Raw genomic sequence first — 20221 nt, forward strand, 5'->3', positions numbered from 1 at the left:
GAGGACGACAATGACAAACACCATCCGGTACGACCGCGGCGCCGACGGCATCGTCACGCTCACACTGGACGACCCCACCCAGTCCGCCAACACCATGAACCGGGCGTACGCCGCCTCGATGAGTGCCGCGCTGGATCGGCTGGAGGCCGAGCCCGATCTCGTCGGCGTCATCGTGACCAGCGCGAAGTCGACGTTCTTCGCCGGCGGCGACCTGCCCGAGATGATCCGGGCCACCCGCGCCGACGCGCCCGACCTGGCAGCCCTGCTCGGTGCCATCAAACGGGACCTTCGCCGGCTGGAGACACTGGGCCGACCGGTGGTCGCCGCTGTCAACGGCTCCGCGCTCGGTGGTGGCCTGGAGATCGCGCTCGCCTGCCACCACCGGATCGCACTGGACGCGCCCGGCAGCCGGCTCGGGCTGCCCGAGGTGACGCTGGGCCTGCTGCCGGGGGCGGGTGGCGTCACCCGGACCGTGCGGATGCTCGGCCTGGCCGGCGCGCTGACCACTGTGCTGCTCACCGGCCGACGGATGCGCCCGGCCGACGCCCTGTCGGCAGGGCTGGTCGACGAGGTTGTCGCCACGCCCGCCGAGATGCTGGAGCGGGCGCGGGCCTGGGTCGCGGCGAACCCGCACCCCAGGCAGCCGTGGGACCGGCCGGACTACCGGATGCCCGGTGGCACCCCGGCCAGCCGCTCGCTGGCCGCACAACTGCCCGCCTTCCCGGCGACGCTGCGCAAGCAACTCAAGGGTGCCCGGCTGCCCGCGCCCGAGGCGATCCTCGCCGCCGCCGTCGAGGGCGCACAGGTCGACCTGGAGACCGCCCTGACCGTGGAGACCCGGCACCTGATCGGCCTGCTCACCGGCCAGGTCGCGAAGAACATGATCGGTGCGTTCTTCTTCGACCTGAAGGCCGTCAACGGTGGCGCGGCCCGACCAACCAATGTGGACGCCACACCGGTGCGCCGGGTGGCGGTGCTCGGGGCCGGCATGATGGGCGCGGGCATCGCGTACGCCTGCGCCAGCGCCGGACTGGACGTGGTGGTCAGGGACGTCACGCCGGAGGCCGCCGGCCGGGCCCGGGAGCACGCCGAGCGGTTGCTGGCCCGCGCGGTACGCAAGGGTCGCACCACCGAGGCGGACGCCCGCGCCGTACTGGACCGGATCACCACCACCGACCAGGTGGACGCGCTGGCCGGCTGCGACGCTGTCATCGAGGCGGTCTTCGAGGACCCGGCGCTGAAACAGCAGGTCTTCGCCGAGGTGCTGCCCGTACTGGCGCCCGGCGCGTTGCTCGCCTCCAACACCTCCACCCTGCCGATCACCGGGCTGGCCGCCGGCGTGGACCGGCCGGCGGACTTCGTCGGCATGCACTTCTTCTCCCCTGTGGACCGGATGCCGCTGCTGGAGATCGTGGTGGGCGAGCGGACCGGGGACGTGGCGCTGGCCCGGGCGTTCGACCTGGGTCGGCGGATCGGCAAGACCCCGATCGTGGTCAACGACGGCCGGGGTTTCTTCACCAGCCGGGTGATCGGCAAGTTCATCGACGAGGCTGTCGGCATGGTCGCCGAGGGTGTTCCCGCCGCATCGGTGGAGCAGGCCGCCCTTCAGGCCGGCTACCCGACCGGGCCGCTGGCGCTGGCCGACGAGGTCAGTCTCACGCTGATCCAGCGGATCCGCCGCCAGTTCGAGGCGGCCAGCGAGGAGTTCCGCCCACTGCCGGCGCACCGCCTGGTGGACGAGCTGGTCGACGCGTACGACCGGCCGGGGCGCACCGCCGGACGCGGCTTCTACTCCTACGACGACGGCGCCCGCGGCCGGCTGTGGCCCGGTCTCGCCGACCTGACCACCGACGCGGGCCGGGCGGTGCCGTTCACCGACCTCCAGGAGCGGATGCTCTTCGCCGAGGCGCTGGACGCGTTGCGCTGCCTCGACGAGGGCGTGCTGCGCACCGAGACCGACGCCAACATCGGCTCGATCTTCGGCATCGGCTTCCCTGCGTGGACGGGCGGGGTGATCCGCTACGTCCGGCAGTACGCGGGCGGCCCGGCCGGCTTCGCGGCCCGTGCCACCGAGTTGGCCGGCAACTACGGCGACCGGTTCACGCCCCCCGCCGACCTGGCCGACCGGCTCGCCACCCCTCGATCCGAACCGGCTGACGTCGCGTGATGGCGGCACGCGGCGGGCCGCTGGCCGGGGTGCGCGTGATCGAGCTGGCCAGCCTCGCCCCGGCGCCGTTCGGCTGCATGGTGCTCGCCGACCTCGGCGCGGACGTGGTGCGGGTGGACCGGCCGGGCGCACCGGGAACGGGCCGGCTGGCCGCCCCGACCAGCGGGCCGTTGCAACGCGGCCGGCGGGTCACCGCGCTGGACCTGAAGTCCCCGGCCGGGGTGGCGGACCTGCTGCGCCTCGCCGAGCGCGCGGACGTGCTGGTCGAGGCGTACCGGCCGGGGGTGGCCGAGCGGCTCGGCATCGGGCCGGAGGTGTGCCAGGCCCGCAACCCCCGACTGGTGTACGCGCGGATGACCGGCTGGGGTCAGGATGGCCCGCTGGCGGCCCGAGCCGGGCACGACATCGACTACATCGCTGTGGCCGGGGCGTTGGAGCCGCTGGGACGGGCCGGCGAACGCCCGTACGCGCCGATGAACCTCGTTGGCGACTTCGGCGGCGGCGGGATGCTGCTCGCCGTCGGGGTGCTGGCCGCGCTGCTGGAGCGGGAGCGCTCCGGCTTCGGCCAGGTGGTCGACGCGGCGATGGTGGACGGCTCGGCGCTGCTCACCTCGTTCCTGCACGGGCTGCTCGGCACCGGCCTGTGGGCCGCCCCGCGCGGGCGCAACATGTTCGACGGTGGGGCGCCGTTCTACGACACGTACGCCACCGCCGACGGTGGATTCATGGCGGTCGGCGCGATGGAACCGGCTTTCTACGCCGTACTGCTCAGCGGCCTCGGCCTCGCCGACGATCCGGACCTACCCGCCCAGTACGACCCGAGTGGCTGGGATGAGCTGCGCCGCCGGTTCACCGAGCGGTTCGCCGAGCGCACCCGGGACGAGTGGACGGCGGTCTTCGCCGACCTGGACGCCTGCGTCGCGCCGGTGCTCGCGCCCGGCGAGGCGCACGCGCACCCGCACAACGCGGCCCGGGGCACGTTCGTCGAGGTGGGCGGCGAGATCCAGCCGGCCCCCGCACCCCGCTTCGACCGCACCCCGACCGACCGCCCAACCCCGGCACCAGATCCGGAGCAGGACGCCCTACCGGTCGAGGACATCCTTACCAACTGGCCGGAACACCCGTGACCTGGCGCGTGCAGGCGCGCCGACGGCCCGGCCCGCCGTTGCGGTGGCTGGTAGCGTTGACGACCTCACGATCCGCAACCTCCCATCGAGCGGGAGGCGCAAGATCTCCGCTTTCCTGCTGGAGGGTCTTGCCATGGCTGAGAACAATCGGGGGGCGGCTGCCTCACGCACTCGCCTGCTCCTGCTGACCGCGGTCAACGCCCGGATGGACGCGGGCAGCAGCCCCACGGGGATTGTCGGGCGGAGCCTCGCGCGGCAACTGCTGGACGCTGGTGACCGGGTGCGTGTTCTCGCCGAATCCGACCAGGTGGATGGCTGGCCCGACGGGGTCGAGGTCGTCGAGGGATCCATCACCCGGCCGCTCGAGCACGTCCAGGTCTACGACGACGTCGACGGCGTCTTCCTCGCCGGAGCCTCGCCGACGACGGTGCGGAATGCCCTGGACCTCGCCGGTGGTGCCGGTGTGCGGCGAATCGTCGTGCTGTCCTCGCACGGGCCGGAGTACGAGGAGAGGTACCCGCCCGAGACCTGGTTCTGGCTGTCGATCGAGCGGGCTGTCGAAGGCTCCGGGATGGAGTGGGTACACATCCGGCCGTCGGCGGTGATGGGCGCGGTGATCGAGGGCACCTATCCGGCCACCGGATCGGACTGGCCAGAGACGATCAGGGGCGAGGGCACCGTACGGGAGGCACACCTGGACGGCGGGCACTACCCCTTCATCCACGAGGACGACCTCGCCGCTGTCGCGTTGGCGGCGCTGCGTACCGACGACCATGTCGGCGCTGTCCTCGAAGCGGTAGGGCTGCCGATCAGCAGCCGTTCGCGGGTGGCGAGCATCGCCAGAGCGGTCGGCCGCGACATCGTCGCCATTGAGGTGACGCCCGACCACAGCCGTGCGAGTTGGCGGCGTCGCGGCTGGCCCGACAGCGGTATCGACGTGACCCTGTACGCCCTTGAGGAGTACGGCACGCGACTCGCTGACCTCACCCAGTGGACGCTCGACCAGCGGCCGACCGTGCGCGAGATCATCGGCCGCCCGCTACGCGACTTCGACGGCTGGGCGGTTGAAAATGCCCGACTGTTCCGCTGAACGTGCCGCAACCGAGCGCTGCCATTTCAGCCACGGCAATTCCTGGCCGGGACGGCAGCCAGAGCTTCACAGGGAGTCAACGAGCATGGGTACGGACAGCTGGAGGGGCCACGTCAACGGAATCCTCTACGGGGTTCAGTTCGACAGAACGCTCGACGATTCGGTGGTCACGCGGGTAGACGACGGGGTGGCCGCTGGGCTCTACCCGGGTGACCGGGCCGAGACGCGGGACGCGCTGGTCCACGCGCTGCGCTACTCGGGTCCCCTGAATGAGCAGGCCGGAACGCACCATAGCGAGGACGACCTCATCGAGTTCCTCCGCCGGCTGTCCACCGCGCTGGCAGCGCCCGCTCCGTCAGGTTGATCAAGAAGTTCGCGTCAGGGATTCGTCCTCCGGTGACGCAAACTTCTTGATCAACCTGGTTGGACGGGGTGGCCGCCGCCGACCAGGGCGGCGGGAGTGGTACCAGGTGGCGAAGAGGGCTGCCGCCAGGAGCAGCTCGGCCAGGTCGCCGCCGTAGTACATGAGTTGGGCGGCCGAGCGGAACACTTCCGGGTCCCGGTCGGTGAGGCCGGGCGGGAGGGTTTCGGCCCGGGCGTACAGGTACTTGGCCAGCACGGCGTGGCCAGCCGACGCGGCCAGTAACGCGCCGACCCGTACCGCCAGTCCGGGACGACGCGGCGCCGGGTCCGGCCCGGCCAACGACCAGGCGAAGAGGTACCCGGCTGCCAGATAGTGCAGGTGCACGGCGTGGTGCAGGATGGGCTGCCGTTCGGCCGCCGCGTACAGCGGGGTGAGCAGCACCAACGCCAACCCTCCGGTGGTCAGCAGCGCGGCGGTGACCGGGTGGGCGAGCAGGTGCAGCGGGCGGGCGCGCAGCAGCCGACCGACAGCTCGGCGTACCGGCGGCGGCACGACCCGCAGCAGCAGCGTCACCGGGGCGGCGAGCACCAGCCCCAGCGGGGCCAGCATGCCGAGCAGCAGGTGCTGCGCCATGTGCCCGCTCGGGTTGTCCGGGAGCGGAGCCAGCGGCCCGACGGCGACCGCCAGCAGGGCGCAGCCGACCAGCCAGGAGGCGGTGCGACGGTGGTCCCAACCCCGCGGGTCCCGGACGGCGGCCAGCACGTAGCCGACCGCCAACAACGCGACCGGGAACAGTGGGAACCAGCTCGGCCCGGCCGCGCCGTGCCCGGCGTGCGCCAGCGGCCCGGCCACCGTCATCGGGCGCCGGGCTGGCGGGAGCGGGCCCGCCAGAGGACGGCGACGCCGGCCAGCAGCAGCACCGCGCCGGCCACGTTCCAGACCACGTCGTACGGCACCAGGTGTACGCCGTAGCGGATCTGGTGCAGCCGGAGCACCTTGTGGTCGACGAGACCGTCGAAAAGCTGGAATCCTCCGGCGCCGAGCAGGAGGCCACCCCAGGCCAGCCGGCTCGCCAGGGCATGCCGTCGACGCAGGTCGGCGAACCAGAAGAACCCACCGACCAGGGCGATCACCTCGGCGGCGTGCAGCAGCCCGTCGGAGAGCAACGCCACCGAGGGGGTGGAGCGGTCGTAGAAGTGGTGCCAGGCGAGGAGTTGGTGAAAGACGATCTCGTCGATCGCGGCCATGATCGCGATGCCGATCAGGACGCCGACGAGGGTGGAGGAACGAACGTCGACGGAACGGGGCCTTGGCAGGCTCGAATCGACCACCACACACCTCGCAGTCAGGTCGGATCGGGTCGTAAATACCCCGAACCGCACCAAACATGCCGGACCGGAGCAGCGGAAAGGCCCAGCGGGCCGGTGGCACATCCCCGTTTCGTGACTCCCGGGCCACTGACGGCATGATCATGGAGCCTGGAGGGGCAGCGACAGCCAGATACCGAGAAGGAGGTGCCCGTGCCGGACGCGGACGAACTCGTCGCCAACGCGCTCGCGGCGGTGCGCGGCACTGACGTACGGCAGGCCGAACGGCAGTTGGACCACCTGATGGTCGGCACCGGCGCCGCGGACGGCACCACGGCGGTGGACGCCGCTCTGCTGCGTCGCCTGGTCCGCGGCCTGGGCCGGCTCTGGCCGCGCGGTTGGCAGCCGGTCGACGTGGACCGGATCACCAGTCGACGGCTCGACGCCCGCGCCGCGCGGCTGGTCCGCGCCGCGATGGCCGCCCAGCGGCGCGACCAGGCCGAGCCGGTCCCGGCCTGGTGGGACGACCAGCTACGCGAGCTGGTGCCCGCCGACGGCGGTGCCGACGGCAGCGTGCTGGCCGGTTGGGCCAGCCGGGAGGGTCTGGACCGGGCCGACGCGCTCCGCGCGGCCGTGGACACTCTCGCGCTGGTGGAGAGCCTGCCGCCGATCGCGGTGCTGCGCCCACCGCCGGGCACGAGCGGCGCGGCACTGCCCCGCACGGCGGGCACGGCTCGCAGCGGGTCGCCGATGCTGGATCGGGTGCGGGCGCTGCTGGCGAAGGCCGAGTCGACCACCTTCCCGGCGGAGGCGGAGGCGCTGACCGGGAAGGCCCAGGAGCTGATCGCCAGGCACAGCATCGACGAGGCGCTGCTGGCGGCCGGGTCGGAGCGCGGGGATCTGCCCGGCGGCGTACGCCTGAGCACCGACACCCCGTACGCGGGCGCGAAGGCGCTGCTGGTGCAGGAGGTCGCGGCGGCGAACCGGTGCGAGGCGGTCTGGTCCGACGATCTCGGCTTCGCCACAGTGCTGGGCTGGCCGGCGGACCTGGTGGCTGTGGAGTTGCTCTACACGTCGCTGCTGGTCCAGGCCACGGCGGCGATGCTGCGGGGGCGTGCCGAGCGACGGCAGGGGTCGGGGCGACGGACGAAGGTCTGGGACGAGTCCTTCCTCAACGCGTTCGCGCTGCGGATCGGCGAGCGGCTGCGCACGGCCACCGAGGCGGCGACCAACGCGGCGGACCAGGCGGCGGCCGAGACCACCGGGGCGGAACGGCTGTTGCCGGTGCTCGCGGCCCGGGGCGAGGCGGTCCGGGAGCGGTTGGACACCCTCTTCCCCGGCGTCACCCGGCACCGGCTCAGCGTGCGCGACGCCGAGGGCTGGTCGTCCGGCACCTCTGCCGCCGACCGGGCTTCGCTCGACGTCGGCAGCGCCCGGAAGCCCCGACAGGTGCCCGGCCGACCCGATCCGCGCTGAACCATCCGGCGTGGGAGCGCCCCAGGCGGATGTTTCTGCGATTTTCTTCGGTACGCGGTAGGGATCGGGGAATCGACTCCGACCCTCCGCTGAGTCGCGCCCCGATCGGGGTGCGACCAGAGCCTGAGGAGCATCGCCGTGAAGTACATGCTGCTGATCTGGAACCGGCCCGGCTTCACCGAGGAGCTGAGCGAGCAGGAGCGCACCGCCCTGTTCGGTGAGGTCGACGAGATCATGAAGGAGCTGACCGAGACCGGCGAGCTGATCGGCGGCCAGGCGTTGGCCAATCCGTCGCAGACGGTGACGGCCCGACTCGTGGACGGCACCCCAGAGGTCCTCGACGGCCCGTTCATGGAGAGCAAGGAGCAGTTCGCCGGTTACCTGGCCGTCGACTGCGACAGCCCGCAGCGAGCTGCCGAGATCGCCGCCCGCTGGCCGGACGTCCGGTACGGCGGCGCGATGGAGGTCCGCCCGATCATGGACGAGGCCGGGACGGAGATGTGACCGAGGACCGGACGGTCGAGGATCTGCTGCGCACGCTCGCGCCGCAGGTCCTCGGTCTGCTGGTCCGTCGGCACGGACAGTTCGACAGGTGCGAGGACGCGGTCCAGGAAGCCCTGCTCGCCGCCGCGACCCAATGGCCCGGGCAGGGCGTACCGGACAAGCCGCGCGCCTGGTTGCTCACAGTGGCCACCCGCCGGCTCACCGACGAGTGGCGCAGCGAGAGCGCGCGCCGGGACCGCGAGGTGGCGGTGGCGCGGCGCGAACCGGCGTACGCCGGGGTGGTGCCCGCTGTGGACGCGGAGCCCGCCGTCGCGGCCGACGACGACACCCTCACGCTGCTGTTCCTCTGCTGCCACCCGGCGCTGCCCGGATCGGCGCAGGTGGCGCTCACGCTGCGCGCGGTCGGCGGTCTCAGCACCGCCCAGATCGCCAGGGCGCACCTGGTGCCGGAGGCGACGATGAGTCAGAGGATCCGGCGGGCCAAGCAGCGGATCGAGGCCGCCGGGGCACGGTTCACCATGCCCGGGCCGGCCGAGCGGGGCGAGCGGCTGGGAACGGTGCTGCGGGTGCTCTACCTGATCTTCAACGAGGGCTACACCGCGTCCAGTGGCCCGGAGCTGCGCCGGGCCGAGCTGACCGGCGAGGCGATCCGGCTGGCTCGCATCCTGCGCGGCCTACTGCCCGACGACGGCGAGGTGACCGGGCTGCTGGCGCTGATGCTGCTGACCGACGCGCATCGGGCAGCCCGGGTGGGGTCCGACGGGGAATTGGTGCCCCTCGCCGAGCAGGACCGTTCACTGTGGGACGCCGCCGCCGTCGCGGAGGGGGTCGCGCTGATCACCGAGGCGCTGACCTGGTCGCCGCCCGGCCCGTACCAGCTCCAGGCGGCGATCGCCGCTGTGCACGCCGAGGCGTCGACGGCGGCGGAGACGGACTGGCGGCAGATCGTCGCGCTCTACCGACTGCTGGCCCGGATCGCGCCGAACCCGATGGTCACCCTCAACCAGGCGGTGGCGGTGGCCATGGTCGACGGGCCCCGGGCCGGGCTCGCCCTGCTCACGTCGTTGGACGCCGACGACCGCACGGCCGGGCACCACCGGCTGGCCGCCGTCCGGGCCCACCTGTTGGAGCTGGCCGGGGACGTCGGCGCGGCGCGGGAGGCGTACCTGGTGGCGGCGCGGGGCACCACGAGCCGGCCCGAGCAGCGCTATTTGGAGGTACGGGCGGCCCGGCTGACCGGGCAGGGGTGAGCCACGCCGAATTGCCAATTTGGCAACAATCTTTGCGCATCGCCCGGTCGCCGGTCACAGTCGGGGGCGACGCGCGAAGGAGCAGACACAGATGACCGAGCAGCACGAGTTCGACAAGGACTACTGGGAGCGGCACTGGCACCAGGCGCACCACGACCGTCCCGGCGCGATGAGCACGAGTCCCGCGCACCCGTACCTGGCTCGGGAGATCGGCGCTCTGACGCCGGGCTCGGCGCTGGACGCCGGGTGCGGCGCGGGCGCCGAGGCGATCTCGCTCGCCGCCCACGGCTGGCAGGTCACCGCCGTCGACATCTCATCCGTCGCGCTCGCCCGAGCCGCCGAACGCGCGACGGAGAGCGGGGTCTCCGAGCGCGTGCGGTGGGTGGAGGCGGACCTGACGACCTGGGCCCCGGAGACGCGGTTCGACCTGGTCACGACGCACTACGCGCACCCCGCGATGCCGCAGTTGGCCTTCTACGACCGCGTCGCCGGGTGGGTGGCCCCCGGCGGCACCCTCCTGATCGTCGGGCATCTGCACACCTCGGAAGCCACCGCGCCAGGCCACGGGCACGGACACGGGCACGGACATGGGCACGGGTCTGGGTCTGGGCACGGGCACCCGCCGGACGAGGCGTCGGTCACCCTGGCGGACATCACCGCCGGCCTGGACGGCAACACCTGGGAGATCGTCACCGCCGAGGAGCACCGCCGCACCGTGCCGGGCCGGGAGGTCCCGCTGTACGACGTGGTCGTACGCGCCACCCGACGCCCCTGAGCACACCAAGGGTTCGACGGCCGAGAGGCCGGACACACAGCACGCCGGGCCGGTGATGATCACCGGCCCGGCGTGCGAGGTACGTCGTACGTCAGCTCTTGAAGGCGTCCTTGATCTTCTCGCCCGCCTGCTTGAGCTTGGCGGTGGACTGGTCAGCGCGACCCTCCGCCTCCAGCTGCTCGTTGTCGGTGGCCCGACCGGCGCCTTCCTTCAGCTTGCCGGTCGCGTCCTCGGTGGCGTTGTTGATCTTGTCGTCGAATCCCATTGCCAACCTCCATTGCAAGCATCGCAAGCTTCGCTACGACCACAGATGTACCCCCGTCGTCACCGGCCCAACCATTACCGTCGTCACAGATCGGCAGCGGCCGGACGAAAGCGACGCAGCCGCAGGCTGTTGGCCACCACGAAGACCGAGGACAGCGCCATCGTCGCGCCGGCGATCATCGGGTTGAGCAGCCCGGCGGCGGCCAACGGCAGGGCCGCCACGTTGTAGCCGAACGCCCAGAACAGGTTGCCCCGGATGATGCCGAGCGTGCGCCGAGACAAGCGGATGGCGTCCACCGCGGCGTCCAGGTCGCCCCGGACGAGGGTGAGATCGGCCGCCTCGATCGCCACGTCGGCGCCGGTGCCCATGGCCAGCCCCAGGTCGGCCTGGGCCAGCGCCGGGGCGTCGTTGACCCCGTCACCGACCATCGCCACCGACCGCCCCTCGGCCTGAAGCCGCTTGATCACGTCGACCTTCCCGGCCGGCAGCACCTCGGCGATCACCTCGTCGACGCCCACCTCGGCGGCGACCGCGCGAGCCACAGTGGTGTTGTCCCCGGTCAGCAGGACCGGAGTCAGCCCCAGCCCGCGCAGCCGGGCCACCGCCGCCCGGCTGGTCGGCCGGACCACGTCGGCGACAGTGAGCACGCCTCGAGCCTGTCCGTCCCAGCCGGCGACGATCGCCGTACGGCCGGCGGCCTCCGCGTCGCGGACGGCCCACTCGACCTCCGGCGGTACGTCGATCTCACGCTCGCGCAGCAGCCGGACCCGGCCGACCAGCACGGCCCGCCCGTCGACGGTGCCGGCCACCCCCAGCCCTTCGAGGTTGCCGAAGGCGGTCACCGGGGGCAGCGCGCCCTCGGCGGCGGCAGCGGCGGCGATCGCACTGGCGATCGGGTGCTCGGAGGCGGCCTCCACCGCCCCGGCGAGCCGGAGCAGCTCGGCCCGGTCCACACCGCTCGCCGGCACCACGTCCACCACTGTCATCCGGCCGGTCGTCACGGTGCCGGTCTTGTCGAGCACCACGGTGTCCACCCGGCGGGTCGACTCCAGCACCTCCGGGCCCTTGATCAGCACGCCGAGCTGGGCGCCCCGACCGGTGCCGACCAACAGCGCGGTCGGGGTGGCCAGGCCGAGCGCACACGGACAGGCGATGATCAGCACGGCCACGGCGGCGGTGAACGCGGCGGTCGGGCCGGCCCCGGTGCCGAGCCACCAACCGAGCGTGCCGACGGCGAGGGTGATGACGATCGGCACGAAGACCCCGGAGATCCGATCCGCCAACCGCTGCACGGCTGCCTTGCCGCTCTGCGCCTGCTCCACCAGGTCGGCCATTCGGGCGAGCTGGGTGTCCGCGCCAACCCGGGTGGCGGTGACGATCAGCCGCCCACCCGCGTTGATCGTGGCGCCGACCACGCCGTCACCCGGGGCGACCTCGACCGGCACCGACTCACCGGTGAGCATGCTGGCGTCGACAGCGGAGGTGCCCTCGTCGACCACCCCGTCGGTGGCGATCTTCTCCCCGGGGCGGACCACGAACCGGTCACCGACGGCGAGCCGGTCCACGGGGATCAGGGTCTCCACGCCGTCACGCAGCACCGTCACGTCCTTGGCGCCGAGGTCGAGCAGGGCGCGTAGGGCGGCACCGGCAGTCCGCTTGGACCGGGCCTCGAAGTAGCGACCGGCCAGGATGAACACGGTGACCCCGGCGGCCGCTTCCAGGTAGATGTTGCCGGCACCGTCGCTCCGGGTGATGTCGAAGCGGAACGGGTGCGTCATGCCGGGCATCCCCGCGTCACCGAGAAAGAGCGCCCAGAGCGACCAGCCGAAGGCGGCCAGGGTGCCGAGCGACACCAGGGTGTCCATGGTGGCCGCGCCGTGCCGCAGGTTGGTCCAGGCGGCCCGGTGGAACGGCAGCCCACCCCAGACCACCACCGGAGCGGCCAGGGTCAGCGACAACCATTGCCAGTAGTCGAACTGCCAGGCCGGGACCATCGCCAGCAGGACCACCGGCACGCTCAGGGCCACCGACACCCAGAGCCGGGTACGAGGCCCCCGCAACGGGTCCACCGGGGGTTCGGCGCTGGGCGGAGCCGGCAACGCCGCCGTGTAACCGGTCTTCTGCACGGTCCCGATCAGGTCGTCCGGCGTGACGCCGTCGGCGTAGCGGACGGTCGCCTTCTCGGTGGCGTAGTTGACGGTGGCGCTCACCCCGTCCATCCGGTTGAGCTTCTTCTCGATCCGGGCGGCGCACGCGGCACAGGTCATTCCGCCGATCGCCAGTTCGATCCGGTTCGGCGCCTCGGGCAGCGGTCTGCTGGTGGTGGTCATCGTCTGGTCCCGTCAGTTGTGTCCGTGCCCGGGGGTGCCGTGGTCGGCCCCGCCGGTCGGTGCGGGCCCGCTCGGGCTGGGGGCCTCTCCGGTCGGGGCAGTGCCGGCGACCACAGTGAACTCCGCGGTGCGCACCCGCCCGCCGTGTTGGAAGTCGAGGTAGAGCCGGTAGCTGCCGGCCGAGGGCACCTCGGCGAGGAAGGTGACGGCCGGACCGGGCCGGGTGCGCCCATCGCCGGGCGTCCCGTCCGGGTGCACGTGCAGGTACGCCAGATCACCCCGACGTAGTGCCACGAGGTGCCCGTACGCGCCCAGGTAGGGCTCCAGGTCGGTGACCGGCTGCCCGTCCCGGCTGACGGTCAGTGTCAGCGGCGACGTGCGGCCGGGCTGCGGCGTGCCGGTCAGGGTGACCGTGTAGCCGTCGACCGTGGTGCTGGTCGCCGGGGCGGGCAACGGCCGTTCGGTCAACTCGCCGGGGACTGTCACGTCCACGCCGAGGGTCAGCGGCTCACCCCCGGTCGGGGCGAAGTCGGCGAACGCCCGCCACTGCCCGGGGCCGGCCAGCGGGGTGTCGACCCGCCAGGTGCCGTCCGGGGCCAGCTCGGGGTGGACGTGGCGGAAGCCGGAGAGGTCCCGACGGGCGACGATCAGGTGCATCTGCTTGTCGTGCGCCACGTCGTACCGGGTCACCGGGCGGCCGTCCGGGCCGGCGATCCGGAAGGCGAACTCGCCGGCCGGGGCGTCGACCGGTTCGAGGGTGTAGCCCCGGTCGGAGACGAGCAGCCCGCCGGGGAGCCGGTCGGCCGTCTCGTCGTGCTCGCCCGTCGCAGGGGCGGCATCGCCGTCGTGCCGGCCCTCGACCACCGGGGCGCGGTCGACCACCCGGCCGATCCCGTAGGTGGCGCCGAAGATCGCCGCCAGGCCGACGGCGAACCCGGCCAGTCTCGTCACGGTGCGCACGCCGGCCCGCCGATCACGCGTCGACGAGGTCGTAGCCGGCCTCGTCGACTGCGGCTCGGACAACAGCGGTGTCCAGCGGCTGATCACTGCTGACGGTGACCCGGCCGGCCGCGAGGTCGACCTGGACGTCGCGCACCCCCGCGATGGCACCGACCTCGGCGCTCACCGCGCTGACGCAGTGCCCGCAGGTCATGCCCTGAACCTGGTACGTCGTGTCGACCATCGGATCGTCTCCTTCGCGGTACCGGTACCCGGTGGGGGTATCTCAACAGAGCCGACCGTACCATACCCCCTGGGGGTACGCTATCCTTGTCGACATGACCGCACCCACCCCGATCCGCGGATACACCGCCAGCAAGGACCAGCTGCTCGCACGGCTCCGCCGCGTCGAGGGGCAGGTCCGGGGCATCGAGAAGATGGTCGACGACGACCGCTACTGCATCGACGTGCTCACCCAGATCTCGGCCATCCAGGCCGCCCTCGACAAGGTGGCCCTCGGGCTGCTCGACGGGCACGCCCGGCACTGCATGCACGAGGGCGCCGCCGAGGGTCGGGCCGACGAGATGGCCACCGAGATGATGGCGGCGGTCGGCCGGCTCATGAAGCGCGGCTGAGCGGGCTCAGTCCGGCGCGGGGTCGAGACGGACCCTGCGCAGCAACTGCGCGTTGAGCGCCACCACGATGGTGGACGCCGACATCAGCACCGCCGCCAGCGCCGGGCTCAACGCCACGCCGGCCCAGGCCAACACCCCGGCGGCCAGCGGCAGCGCCACCACGTTGTAGCCGGCCGCCCAGGCCAGGTTCTGTCGCATCTTTCGGTACGACGCCCGGGACAGCCGGACCACGGCCCCCACCCCGCGCGGGTCCGAGGATGCCAACACCACCCCGGCGGACTCGATGGCCACATCGGTGCCCGCGCCGATCGCGATCCCCACGTCCGCCCGGGCCAGCGCCGGTGCGTCGTTCACCCCGTCACCGACCATCGCCACTACCAACCCCCGCCGCTGGAGCTCGGCCACCCGATCGTCCTTCTCCGCCGGCAGCACCTCGGCGAAGACCTCGTCGACGCCAGGTCGGAAGCCCAGGTCGGCGGCGACCGCCTCGGCCACCGGCCGGGCGTCACCAGTGATCATGGCGATGGTGCGGACACCCTCGGCACGCAGCTCGTCGACGGCGCGCCGGGCCTCCGGACGCACCTCGTCGGTCAACGCGAACGCACCGAGCACGGCGTCCGGCAGCCGCACCAGGTGCAACACCGCGGCACCCCGCGCCGACCACCGCCCGGTCGCGGCCTCCAGCTCCGCCGGGAGCCGAAGGCCCAGCTCACGCAGCAGCGCCGGCCCGCCCACCGCGTACTCCGTACCGTCGATTGTCGCCTGCACGCCGCGGCCCGGCAGCGACCGGAACCCGGCCGCCCGGGCCGGCCCGGCGCTCCCGGCGGCCGCCACTATCGCCCTGGCCAACGGGTGTTCGCTCTCCGACTCGACACCGGCCGCGATCCGCAGCACCTCGTCCCGCTCGACGCCGGACGCCGTCACCAGGTCGGTCACCCCGTGCTCGCCCCGGGTCAGCGTGCCGGTCTTGTCGAAGAGCACCGCGCCGACGGTCCGCATCCGTTCCAGGGCCAACCGGTCCTTGACCAGGATCCCGGACCGCGCGGCGAGCGCTGTGGAGAGCGCGACGACCAGCGGGATGGCGAGACCCAGCGCGTGCGGGCAGGCGATCACCAGGACGGTGACCGCACGGACCACCGCCTCGTCCGGCTGACCGAGCGCGGTCCAGACCAGTACGGTCAGCACGGCGGTGCCGGTGGCCAGGTAGAACAGCGCGGCGGCGAACCGGTCGGCCAACAGTTGGGCCCGTCCACCGGAAGCCTGGGCCTGCGCGACCATCCGCTGGATGCCAGCGAGGGCGGTCTGCTCACCCAACGCCTCGACGCGCACCCGGATCGCCGAGTCGGTGGCGACGGTGCCGGCCACCACCCGGTCGCCCGTCGACCGGGCGACCGGCCGCGACTCCCCGGTGATCATCGACTCGTCCAGCTCGGCGCCGCCCTCGACGACCCGGCCGTCCGCCGGCACCCGACCCCCCGGCCGGACCAGCACCACGTCGCCGATCCGCAGACCGGTCACCGGCACCGCCTCGACCCGCCCGTCCGCCGCCACCCGTTCGGCCTCGTCCGGCAACAGCGCGGCGAGCGCCGCGAGCGCTCCCCGGGCCTGCCCGATGGCCTTCATCTCCTGCCAGTGCCCGAGCAGCATGATGGTGACGAGCGCGGCCAACTCCCACCAGAAGTCCAGGTCGAAGGCGCCGACGCTGGTCGCCAGGGACGCGGCGTACGCGACGGTGATCGCCATCGCGACCAGCAGCATCATCCCGGGCGCCCGGTCCCGCACCTCCCTGACCGCACCGACCAGGAACGGCCAACCGCCCCACCAGAACACCACCGAGCCGAGCACCGGCCCCACCCAGGCCCGGCCGGGGAGGCCGTCGTCCCCGGTCAGGCCCAGCCGATCCGACACGAGACGACTCGTCAACACCACCGGGACGGTCAACACCAGGCAGACCCAGAACCGGCGGCGGAACAACGCCGGATCGTGCCCGGCGTGTTTGTCGTGCCCGGCGGGCTTGTCGCGCCCGGCGTGTTTGTCGTGCGGCATGGGCTCGGCGTGTCGCTGGCGATCCGGGTCGGGCGGTGACGGAGCGGGCATGGCTCCAACATGCCGCCCCGGAGGCCGCCGCGCGAGCGGTTCGGCCGCCCGACACTCCGCCACGACCTGCAACCCCCGGGAGGGCTGGCTAGCATCTCCCACGATGGCCCTCCGAATGCCGCTGCACAGTCGGGCACCGGCGCCGCCCCGTCGTGGCGTCGTCCCCGGCCGACCGGGCCGAGCACTGACCGTCCGTGATCAAGCGGTCGTCAGGCAGCGATCCGCCCCGCCGTCCGCCGCGTTTCCACCGCAACGGTGAACCGCCCGGCCCGCTGACCCGTATCCCGCACCGGATCGTTGGGAGTCTCACCTTGGCCGCCGACCACACTCACCCCGCTCCGTCCGCCCCGCCACGGGTGCGACGGATCCTCATCGTGACTGTGGTACCCCTCTTCGTCGCCACCGTGCTGGCCGCGTTACTGCTCTGGCCCCGCGGCGGGTCACCGCAGACCGATGGTGGCGCGGACGTGCCTCGCCACCCCGGCACCGTCACCCGGGTGGTGAGCGAGCCGTGCCCGCCGGCGCCGTCGGTTCCGGAGGGCACACCGAGGGTCGGCGACGGGCGGTGCGGCACTGTCGACGTCCGGGTGGACGACGGGCCGACCGCCGGCCAGCAGGTACGGACACCGGTGCCCGACGGGCCCGGCGCACCCCGGGTCGAGGTCGGCGACGAGGTCGTCCTGGTCGAACTGGCCGATCCGATCGATCCCACGGTCAGCAACTGGAACATCGCCGAGCACCAACGCGGCACCCCGATGGTGTGGCTGGCGGTGGTCTTCGCGGCCGCGATCGTCGCGTTCGGGCGGTGGCGAGGTCTGGCAGCGCTCGCCGGGCTGGCCGCCAGCTTCGCCATCCTGCTCACCTTCGTGCTGCCGGGCATCAGCGCCGGCAGGTCACCGCTGCTGGTGGCGGTGGTCGGTGCGGCCCTGATCATGTTCGTGGTGCTCTATCTGACCCACGGGGTCACCGCACAGACCTCGGTCGCGGTACTCGGCACCCTGGGCAGCCTGGTGCTGACCGGCGTGCTCGCCACCATCGCCACGGCCGCGACCCACCTCACCGGCTTCGGCAGCGAAGACGCCACCACCCTGTCGATGTTCCAGGGCGACGTGGACCTGCACGGTCTGCTACTCGCCGGCATCATCATCGGATCGCTCGGGGTGCTCGACGACGTGACGGTCACCCAGGCGGCCACCGTCACCGAACTGGCGAACGCGAACCCCGGGCTGACCCGGTTGCAGCTGTACCGTGCGGCCACCCGGGTCGGCCGCGCGCACATCGCCTCCACCGTCAACACCATCGTGCTGGCGTACGCGGGCGCGTCACTGCCCCTGCTGCTCCTGCTCACCGCCGACTCGCGGCCGATCGGGCAGATCCTCACCAGCGAGTTCCTCGCGCAGGAGATCGTCCGCAGCGCGGTCGCCACCCTCGGCCTGATCGCCGCCGTGCCGCTGACCACCGGCCTGGCAGCGGTGGTGACCGCCGCCGGGCGCGGCGATGCCACGCCGTCCACCGGCGCTCCCGCGCCCCGGCCCCAGCCGGACCGCAGCGAGGCACTGGCCGCACTCAGCTCACCGCGTACGGCCGGCTCCGACGAGCCGGACCGGACGCGGACCGCACCCCCATCCGAGGCCACCGACCGGTGGCCGGAGTCGAACAGGAGCACGGATACGGCATGGTGACACTCCTCAGCGTGACCAGATCGGGCATCCACCCTGAGAACCGCGTCACTGGTCACTCAACGCTATGGCGAAATGACGCTTTTGGTCGGCATCCAGGCATAGCTCAGCCGGTCGACTCTCGGGTAACCTCGCTGCCGGTTACCGATGAAGGCGCGAAGCGGCGCCTGCGGTGCCACCGCCCAATCGCCAACCGGCGAGCCGGGGACCCAGGTGCCTGGGGTGAATCCGCGTCAGCGGTAGGGGCCACTTCCGCCCCGAACCCGTCAGCTAACCCGGTCGGCGGTCGACGGAAGGGAACATTGTGACGGCACCCCTACGCCGCTGGTTGACACCCGTGGTGGCCGTGATCGCCGCACTGACCGTGCTCGCCGGGCCGCTCCCGGCGCACGCCGCCCCGACGAACCCCACACCGTCCGGGCACGAGGAGGACGGCGAGCCCAAGCTGCTCAACGACGTCATCGAGCAGGCCAACCGCGACTACTCCGCCGCGAAGTCCAAGCTGGACAAATCCAAGAAGCGGCAGGGCGAGTTGGCGGCGGAGGTCAACCGCGCCAAGGCCGACCTGGACGCGCTGGCGCCGCAGGTCGGGCAGATCGCCGCCCAGGCGTACCGGACCGGCCGGATCGGCGCGGTCGCGATGCTGCTGGAGAGCGACGCTCCCGACTCGTTCGTCCAGCGCGCCGGGCTGCTCGACGAGATGAACATGGTCAACGAGAAAAAGCTCTCCGAGGTCAACGAGGTGAAGGCCCGCGCCGAGCAGGCCAAGCTGGCCCTCGACACGGAGGTCCGCGAGCAGCAGAAGCAAACCGCCCTGATGGCGAAGCGCAAGAGCGAGGCCGACAAGGCGCTCTCCCTCGTCGGCGGCAAGGGTTTCACCGGCGGCCTGGTGGATGCCACCTCCAAGGTCGCGAAGATCGGCCCGGGTCGCACGGCCGACGGTGACTGGAAGCCCCAGTCGTGCAGCGAGAACGACCCCACCACGTCCGGCTGCGTCACGCCGCGCACGCTGCACGCGTACAAGGAGGTCAAGGCGGCCGGCTTCAACCGGTTCGTCGGCTGCTACCGCCCCGGCGGGCCGTGGGAGCACCCGAAGGGCCGCGCCTGCGACTGGTCGCTGCAGAAGAGCGGGTTCTCCCCATGGCACAACAACGACACCCGGACGTACGGCAACAACGTCGCCGCGTTCCTCATCCGTAACGCCGACCGGCTCGGCATCTACTACGTGATCTGGAACCGGCAGATCTGGTTCCCGGCCACCGGCTGGAGTTCGTACAGCGGGCCGTCGAACCACACCGACCACGTCCACATGTCGCTGCTCTGACCCGCACGATCCCCGTCGAGGGCCGTTCCGCGTCACGCGGAGCGGCCCTCGACGCGTCAAACGGTGGCAGGCGCGGCCGGGTCGGTCGACTCGGCCGAGGCCGGGGTCTCCACCGTCGCGAAGCCGGCCGGCACCGCGGCCACCGGGCGCACGGCTCCGGCGGCGAGCCGGTAGGACACCCCCACCACCGCACAGCGTCCCAGCGCCACCTCGTCGGCCAGCACGGGCGACTGCCCGAGCAACGTCTCGACGGTCTGGGCGATGTGGATGTCCACGATGCCGTCGATGTCGTCAACGCCCTCGGACGCGGCGCGGCGCAGGCTGGGCAGCACGGCGTCGACCACCGCGCGCAGATGCCCACTCGGTGCGGTACCGGTCGCGGCGGACTCCCGGGCGGCCTGCACCGCACCACACGAGTCGTGGCCGAGCACCACCACCAGCGGGGTGCCGAGCACTGTCACCGCGTACTCGACGCTGCCGAGCACCTCGGGGCCGGCGGTGTGCCCGGCGGTGCGAACCACGAACAGGTCGCCCAGACCCCGGTCGAAGATGATCTCGGCAGCCAGCCGCGAGTCGGAGCAGCCGACGATCACCGCGAACGGGTGTTGCCCGTCGGCCACGGCGGCCCGGTGCCCGGCATCCTGGTTGGGGTGGCGTGGGGCGCCATCGACGAAGCGCCGGTTGCCGGCGACCAGTTCGGCGTAGGCCCGGGTCGGCTCGCTGAGCGCGGTGGCCCGGTCGGTGGTCCGCTGCGGACCCGGCTGACCGCCGGAGCTTCCGGTATGACTCATCCCGCACCTCGTCTCGACGCGTCTGCCCTGGTCAAGCCGGCTTTCCGCCGGCCGGGCGGGCGGGCGCTGGCTCGTGCTCCACCGTCACACGCACCGTAAGA

19 protein-coding genes and 1 riboswitch are annotated in these 20221 nt (G+C 72.7%); of the genes, 11 read left to right on the forward strand and 8 right to left on the reverse strand.

Features of this window, described 5'->3' with window-relative positions; all coding sequences use genetic code 11:
- The first annotated feature begins 10 nt into the window (after positions 1-10).
- The 4 genes from OG992_RS17950 to OG992_RS17965 all read left to right on the forward strand — a co-directional run bounded on the left by OG992_RS17950 (position 11) and on the right by OG992_RS17965 (position 4748).
- Positions 11-2167 (forward strand): 3-hydroxyacyl-CoA dehydrogenase NAD-binding domain-containing protein, encoded by a 2157-nt coding sequence (locus tag OG992_RS17950; RefSeq protein WP_266303802.1) that lies wholly within the window; start codon positions 11-13, stop codon positions 2165-2167.
- Positions 2167-3294 carry a CaiB/BaiF CoA-transferase family protein gene (locus OG992_RS17955; protein WP_266303803.1) on the forward strand — a complete coding sequence of 376 codons (1128 nt, stop codon included), beginning with the start codon at positions 2167-2169 and terminating at the stop codon, positions 3292-3294. Before OG992_RS17950 ends, OG992_RS17955 begins: the two co-directional genes overlap by 1 nt.
- A 133-nt stretch (positions 3295-3427) precedes the next feature.
- Positions 3428-4384 (forward strand): NAD(P)H-binding protein, encoded by a 957-nt coding sequence (locus OG992_RS17960; protein ID WP_238683760.1) that lies wholly within the window; start codon positions 3428-3430, stop codon positions 4382-4384.
- An 85-nt stretch (positions 4385-4469) separates the two neighbouring features.
- Positions 4470-4748 (forward strand): hypothetical protein, encoded by a 279-nt coding sequence (locus tag OG992_RS17965; protein ID WP_266303804.1) that lies wholly within the window; start codon positions 4470-4472, stop codon positions 4746-4748.
- Here OG992_RS17965 and OG992_RS17970 read toward each other — a convergent pair whose 3' ends face one another.
- Both OG992_RS17970 and OG992_RS17975 read right to left on the reverse strand, forming a co-directional pair.
- Entirely contained in the window at positions 4749-5606 is an 858-nt protein-coding gene (locus OG992_RS17970) for a cytochrome c oxidase assembly protein (protein ID WP_266303805.1), read from the reverse strand.
- Complete coding sequence (locus OG992_RS17975) at positions 5603-6079, reverse strand: DUF2243 domain-containing protein (RefSeq protein WP_238683763.1); 477 nt, start codon at positions 6077-6079, stop codon at positions 5603-5605. Before OG992_RS17975 ends, OG992_RS17970 begins: the two co-directional genes overlap by 4 nt.
- Positions 6080-6268: 189 nt before the next feature.
- Here OG992_RS17975 and OG992_RS17980 point away from each other — a divergent pair, with 189 nt between their 5' ends.
- The 4 genes from OG992_RS17980 to OG992_RS17995 all read left to right on the forward strand — a co-directional run bounded on the left by OG992_RS17980 (position 6269) and on the right by OG992_RS17995 (position 10060).
- The gene (locus tag OG992_RS17980) at positions 6269-7531 is read left to right on the forward strand and encodes a DUF2786 domain-containing protein (protein ID WP_238683764.1); all 1263 of its coding nucleotides are present in this window, start codon (positions 6269-6271) and stop codon (positions 7529-7531) included.
- A gap of 147 nt (positions 7532-7678) precedes the next feature.
- The gene (locus OG992_RS17985; protein WP_238683861.1) at positions 7679-8035 is read left to right on the forward strand and encodes a YciI family protein; all 357 of its coding nucleotides are present in this window, start codon (positions 7679-7681) and stop codon (positions 8033-8035) included.
- Positions 8032-9285: an RNA polymerase sigma factor gene (locus OG992_RS17990; protein ID WP_266303806.1), complete on the forward strand. Its 1254-nt coding sequence runs from the start codon at positions 8032-8034 to the stop codon at positions 9283-9285. Before OG992_RS17985 ends, OG992_RS17990 begins: the two co-directional genes overlap by 4 nt.
- 91 nt (positions 9286-9376) lie before the next feature.
- Entirely contained in the window at positions 9377-10060 is a 684-nt protein-coding gene (locus OG992_RS17995) for a bifunctional 2-polyprenyl-6-hydroxyphenol methylase/3-demethylubiquinol 3-O-methyltransferase UbiG (protein WP_266303807.1), read from the forward strand.
- A gap of 91 nt (positions 10061-10151) precedes the next feature.
- Here OG992_RS17995 and OG992_RS18000 read toward each other — a convergent pair whose 3' ends face one another.
- The 4 genes from OG992_RS18000 to OG992_RS18015 all read right to left on the reverse strand — a co-directional run bounded on the left by OG992_RS18000 (position 10152) and on the right by OG992_RS18015 (position 13838).
- The gene (locus tag OG992_RS18000) at positions 10152-10325 is read right to left on the reverse strand and encodes a CsbD family protein (protein WP_036410891.1); all 174 of its coding nucleotides are present in this window, start codon (positions 10323-10325) and stop codon (positions 10152-10154) included.
- A gap of 83 nt (positions 10326-10408) precedes the next feature.
- On the reverse strand, positions 10409-12655 hold the full coding sequence (locus OG992_RS18005; protein ID WP_266303808.1) for a cation-translocating P-type ATPase: 2247 nt from the start codon (positions 12653-12655) through the stop codon (positions 10409-10411).
- Between the two features lie 12 nt (positions 12656-12667).
- Positions 12668-13615, reverse strand: a complete 948-nt coding sequence (locus OG992_RS18010; protein ID WP_266303809.1) for a hypothetical protein — start codon at positions 13613-13615, stop codon at positions 12668-12670.
- Positions 13616-13628: 13 nt separating this feature from the next.
- A complete protein-coding gene (locus OG992_RS18015; RefSeq protein ID WP_238681977.1) occupies positions 13629-13838 on the reverse strand; it encodes a heavy-metal-associated domain-containing protein in 210 nt (69 codons plus the stop codon).
- Between the two features lie 94 nt (positions 13839-13932).
- Here OG992_RS18015 and OG992_RS18020 point away from each other — a divergent pair, with 94 nt between their 5' ends.
- Positions 13933-14229 (forward strand): metal-sensitive transcriptional regulator, encoded by a 297-nt coding sequence (locus tag OG992_RS18020; RefSeq protein ID WP_030329541.1) that lies wholly within the window; start codon positions 13933-13935, stop codon positions 14227-14229.
- A gap of 6 nt (positions 14230-14235) precedes the next feature.
- Here the strand turns inward: OG992_RS18020 and OG992_RS18025 are convergent, their stop codons facing one another.
- Entirely contained in the window at positions 14236-16275 is a 2040-nt protein-coding gene (locus OG992_RS18025; RefSeq protein ID WP_266305227.1) for a heavy metal translocating P-type ATPase, read from the reverse strand.
- Positions 16276-16637: 362 nt separating this feature from the next.
- Here OG992_RS18025 and OG992_RS18030 point away from each other — a divergent pair, with 362 nt between their 5' ends.
- The gene (locus tag OG992_RS18030; protein WP_266303810.1) at positions 16638-18008 is read left to right on the forward strand and encodes a YibE/F family protein; all 1371 of its coding nucleotides are present in this window, start codon (positions 16638-16640) and stop codon (positions 18006-18008) included.
- A 166-nt stretch (positions 18009-18174) separates the two neighbouring features.
- A riboswitch (cyclic di-AMP (ydaO/yuaA leader) is annotated at positions 18175-18305 on the forward strand.
- Positions 18306-18309: 4 nt separating this feature from the next.
- Entirely contained in the window at positions 18310-19329 is a 1020-nt protein-coding gene (locus OG992_RS18035; protein ID WP_238683771.1) for a hypothetical protein, read from the forward strand.
- Between the two features lie 56 nt (positions 19330-19385).
- Here OG992_RS18035 and OG992_RS18040 read toward each other — a convergent pair whose 3' ends face one another.
- A complete protein-coding gene (locus OG992_RS18040) occupies positions 19386-20120 on the reverse strand; it encodes a carbonic anhydrase (RefSeq protein WP_266303811.1) in 735 nt (244 codons plus the stop codon).
- Positions 20121-20221: the final 101 nt, after the last annotated feature.

Source organism: Micromonospora sp. NBC_00362 (assembly GCF_026342155.1).
GTDB lineage: Bacteria > Actinomycetota > Actinomycetes > Mycobacteriales > Micromonosporaceae > Micromonospora > Micromonospora hortensis.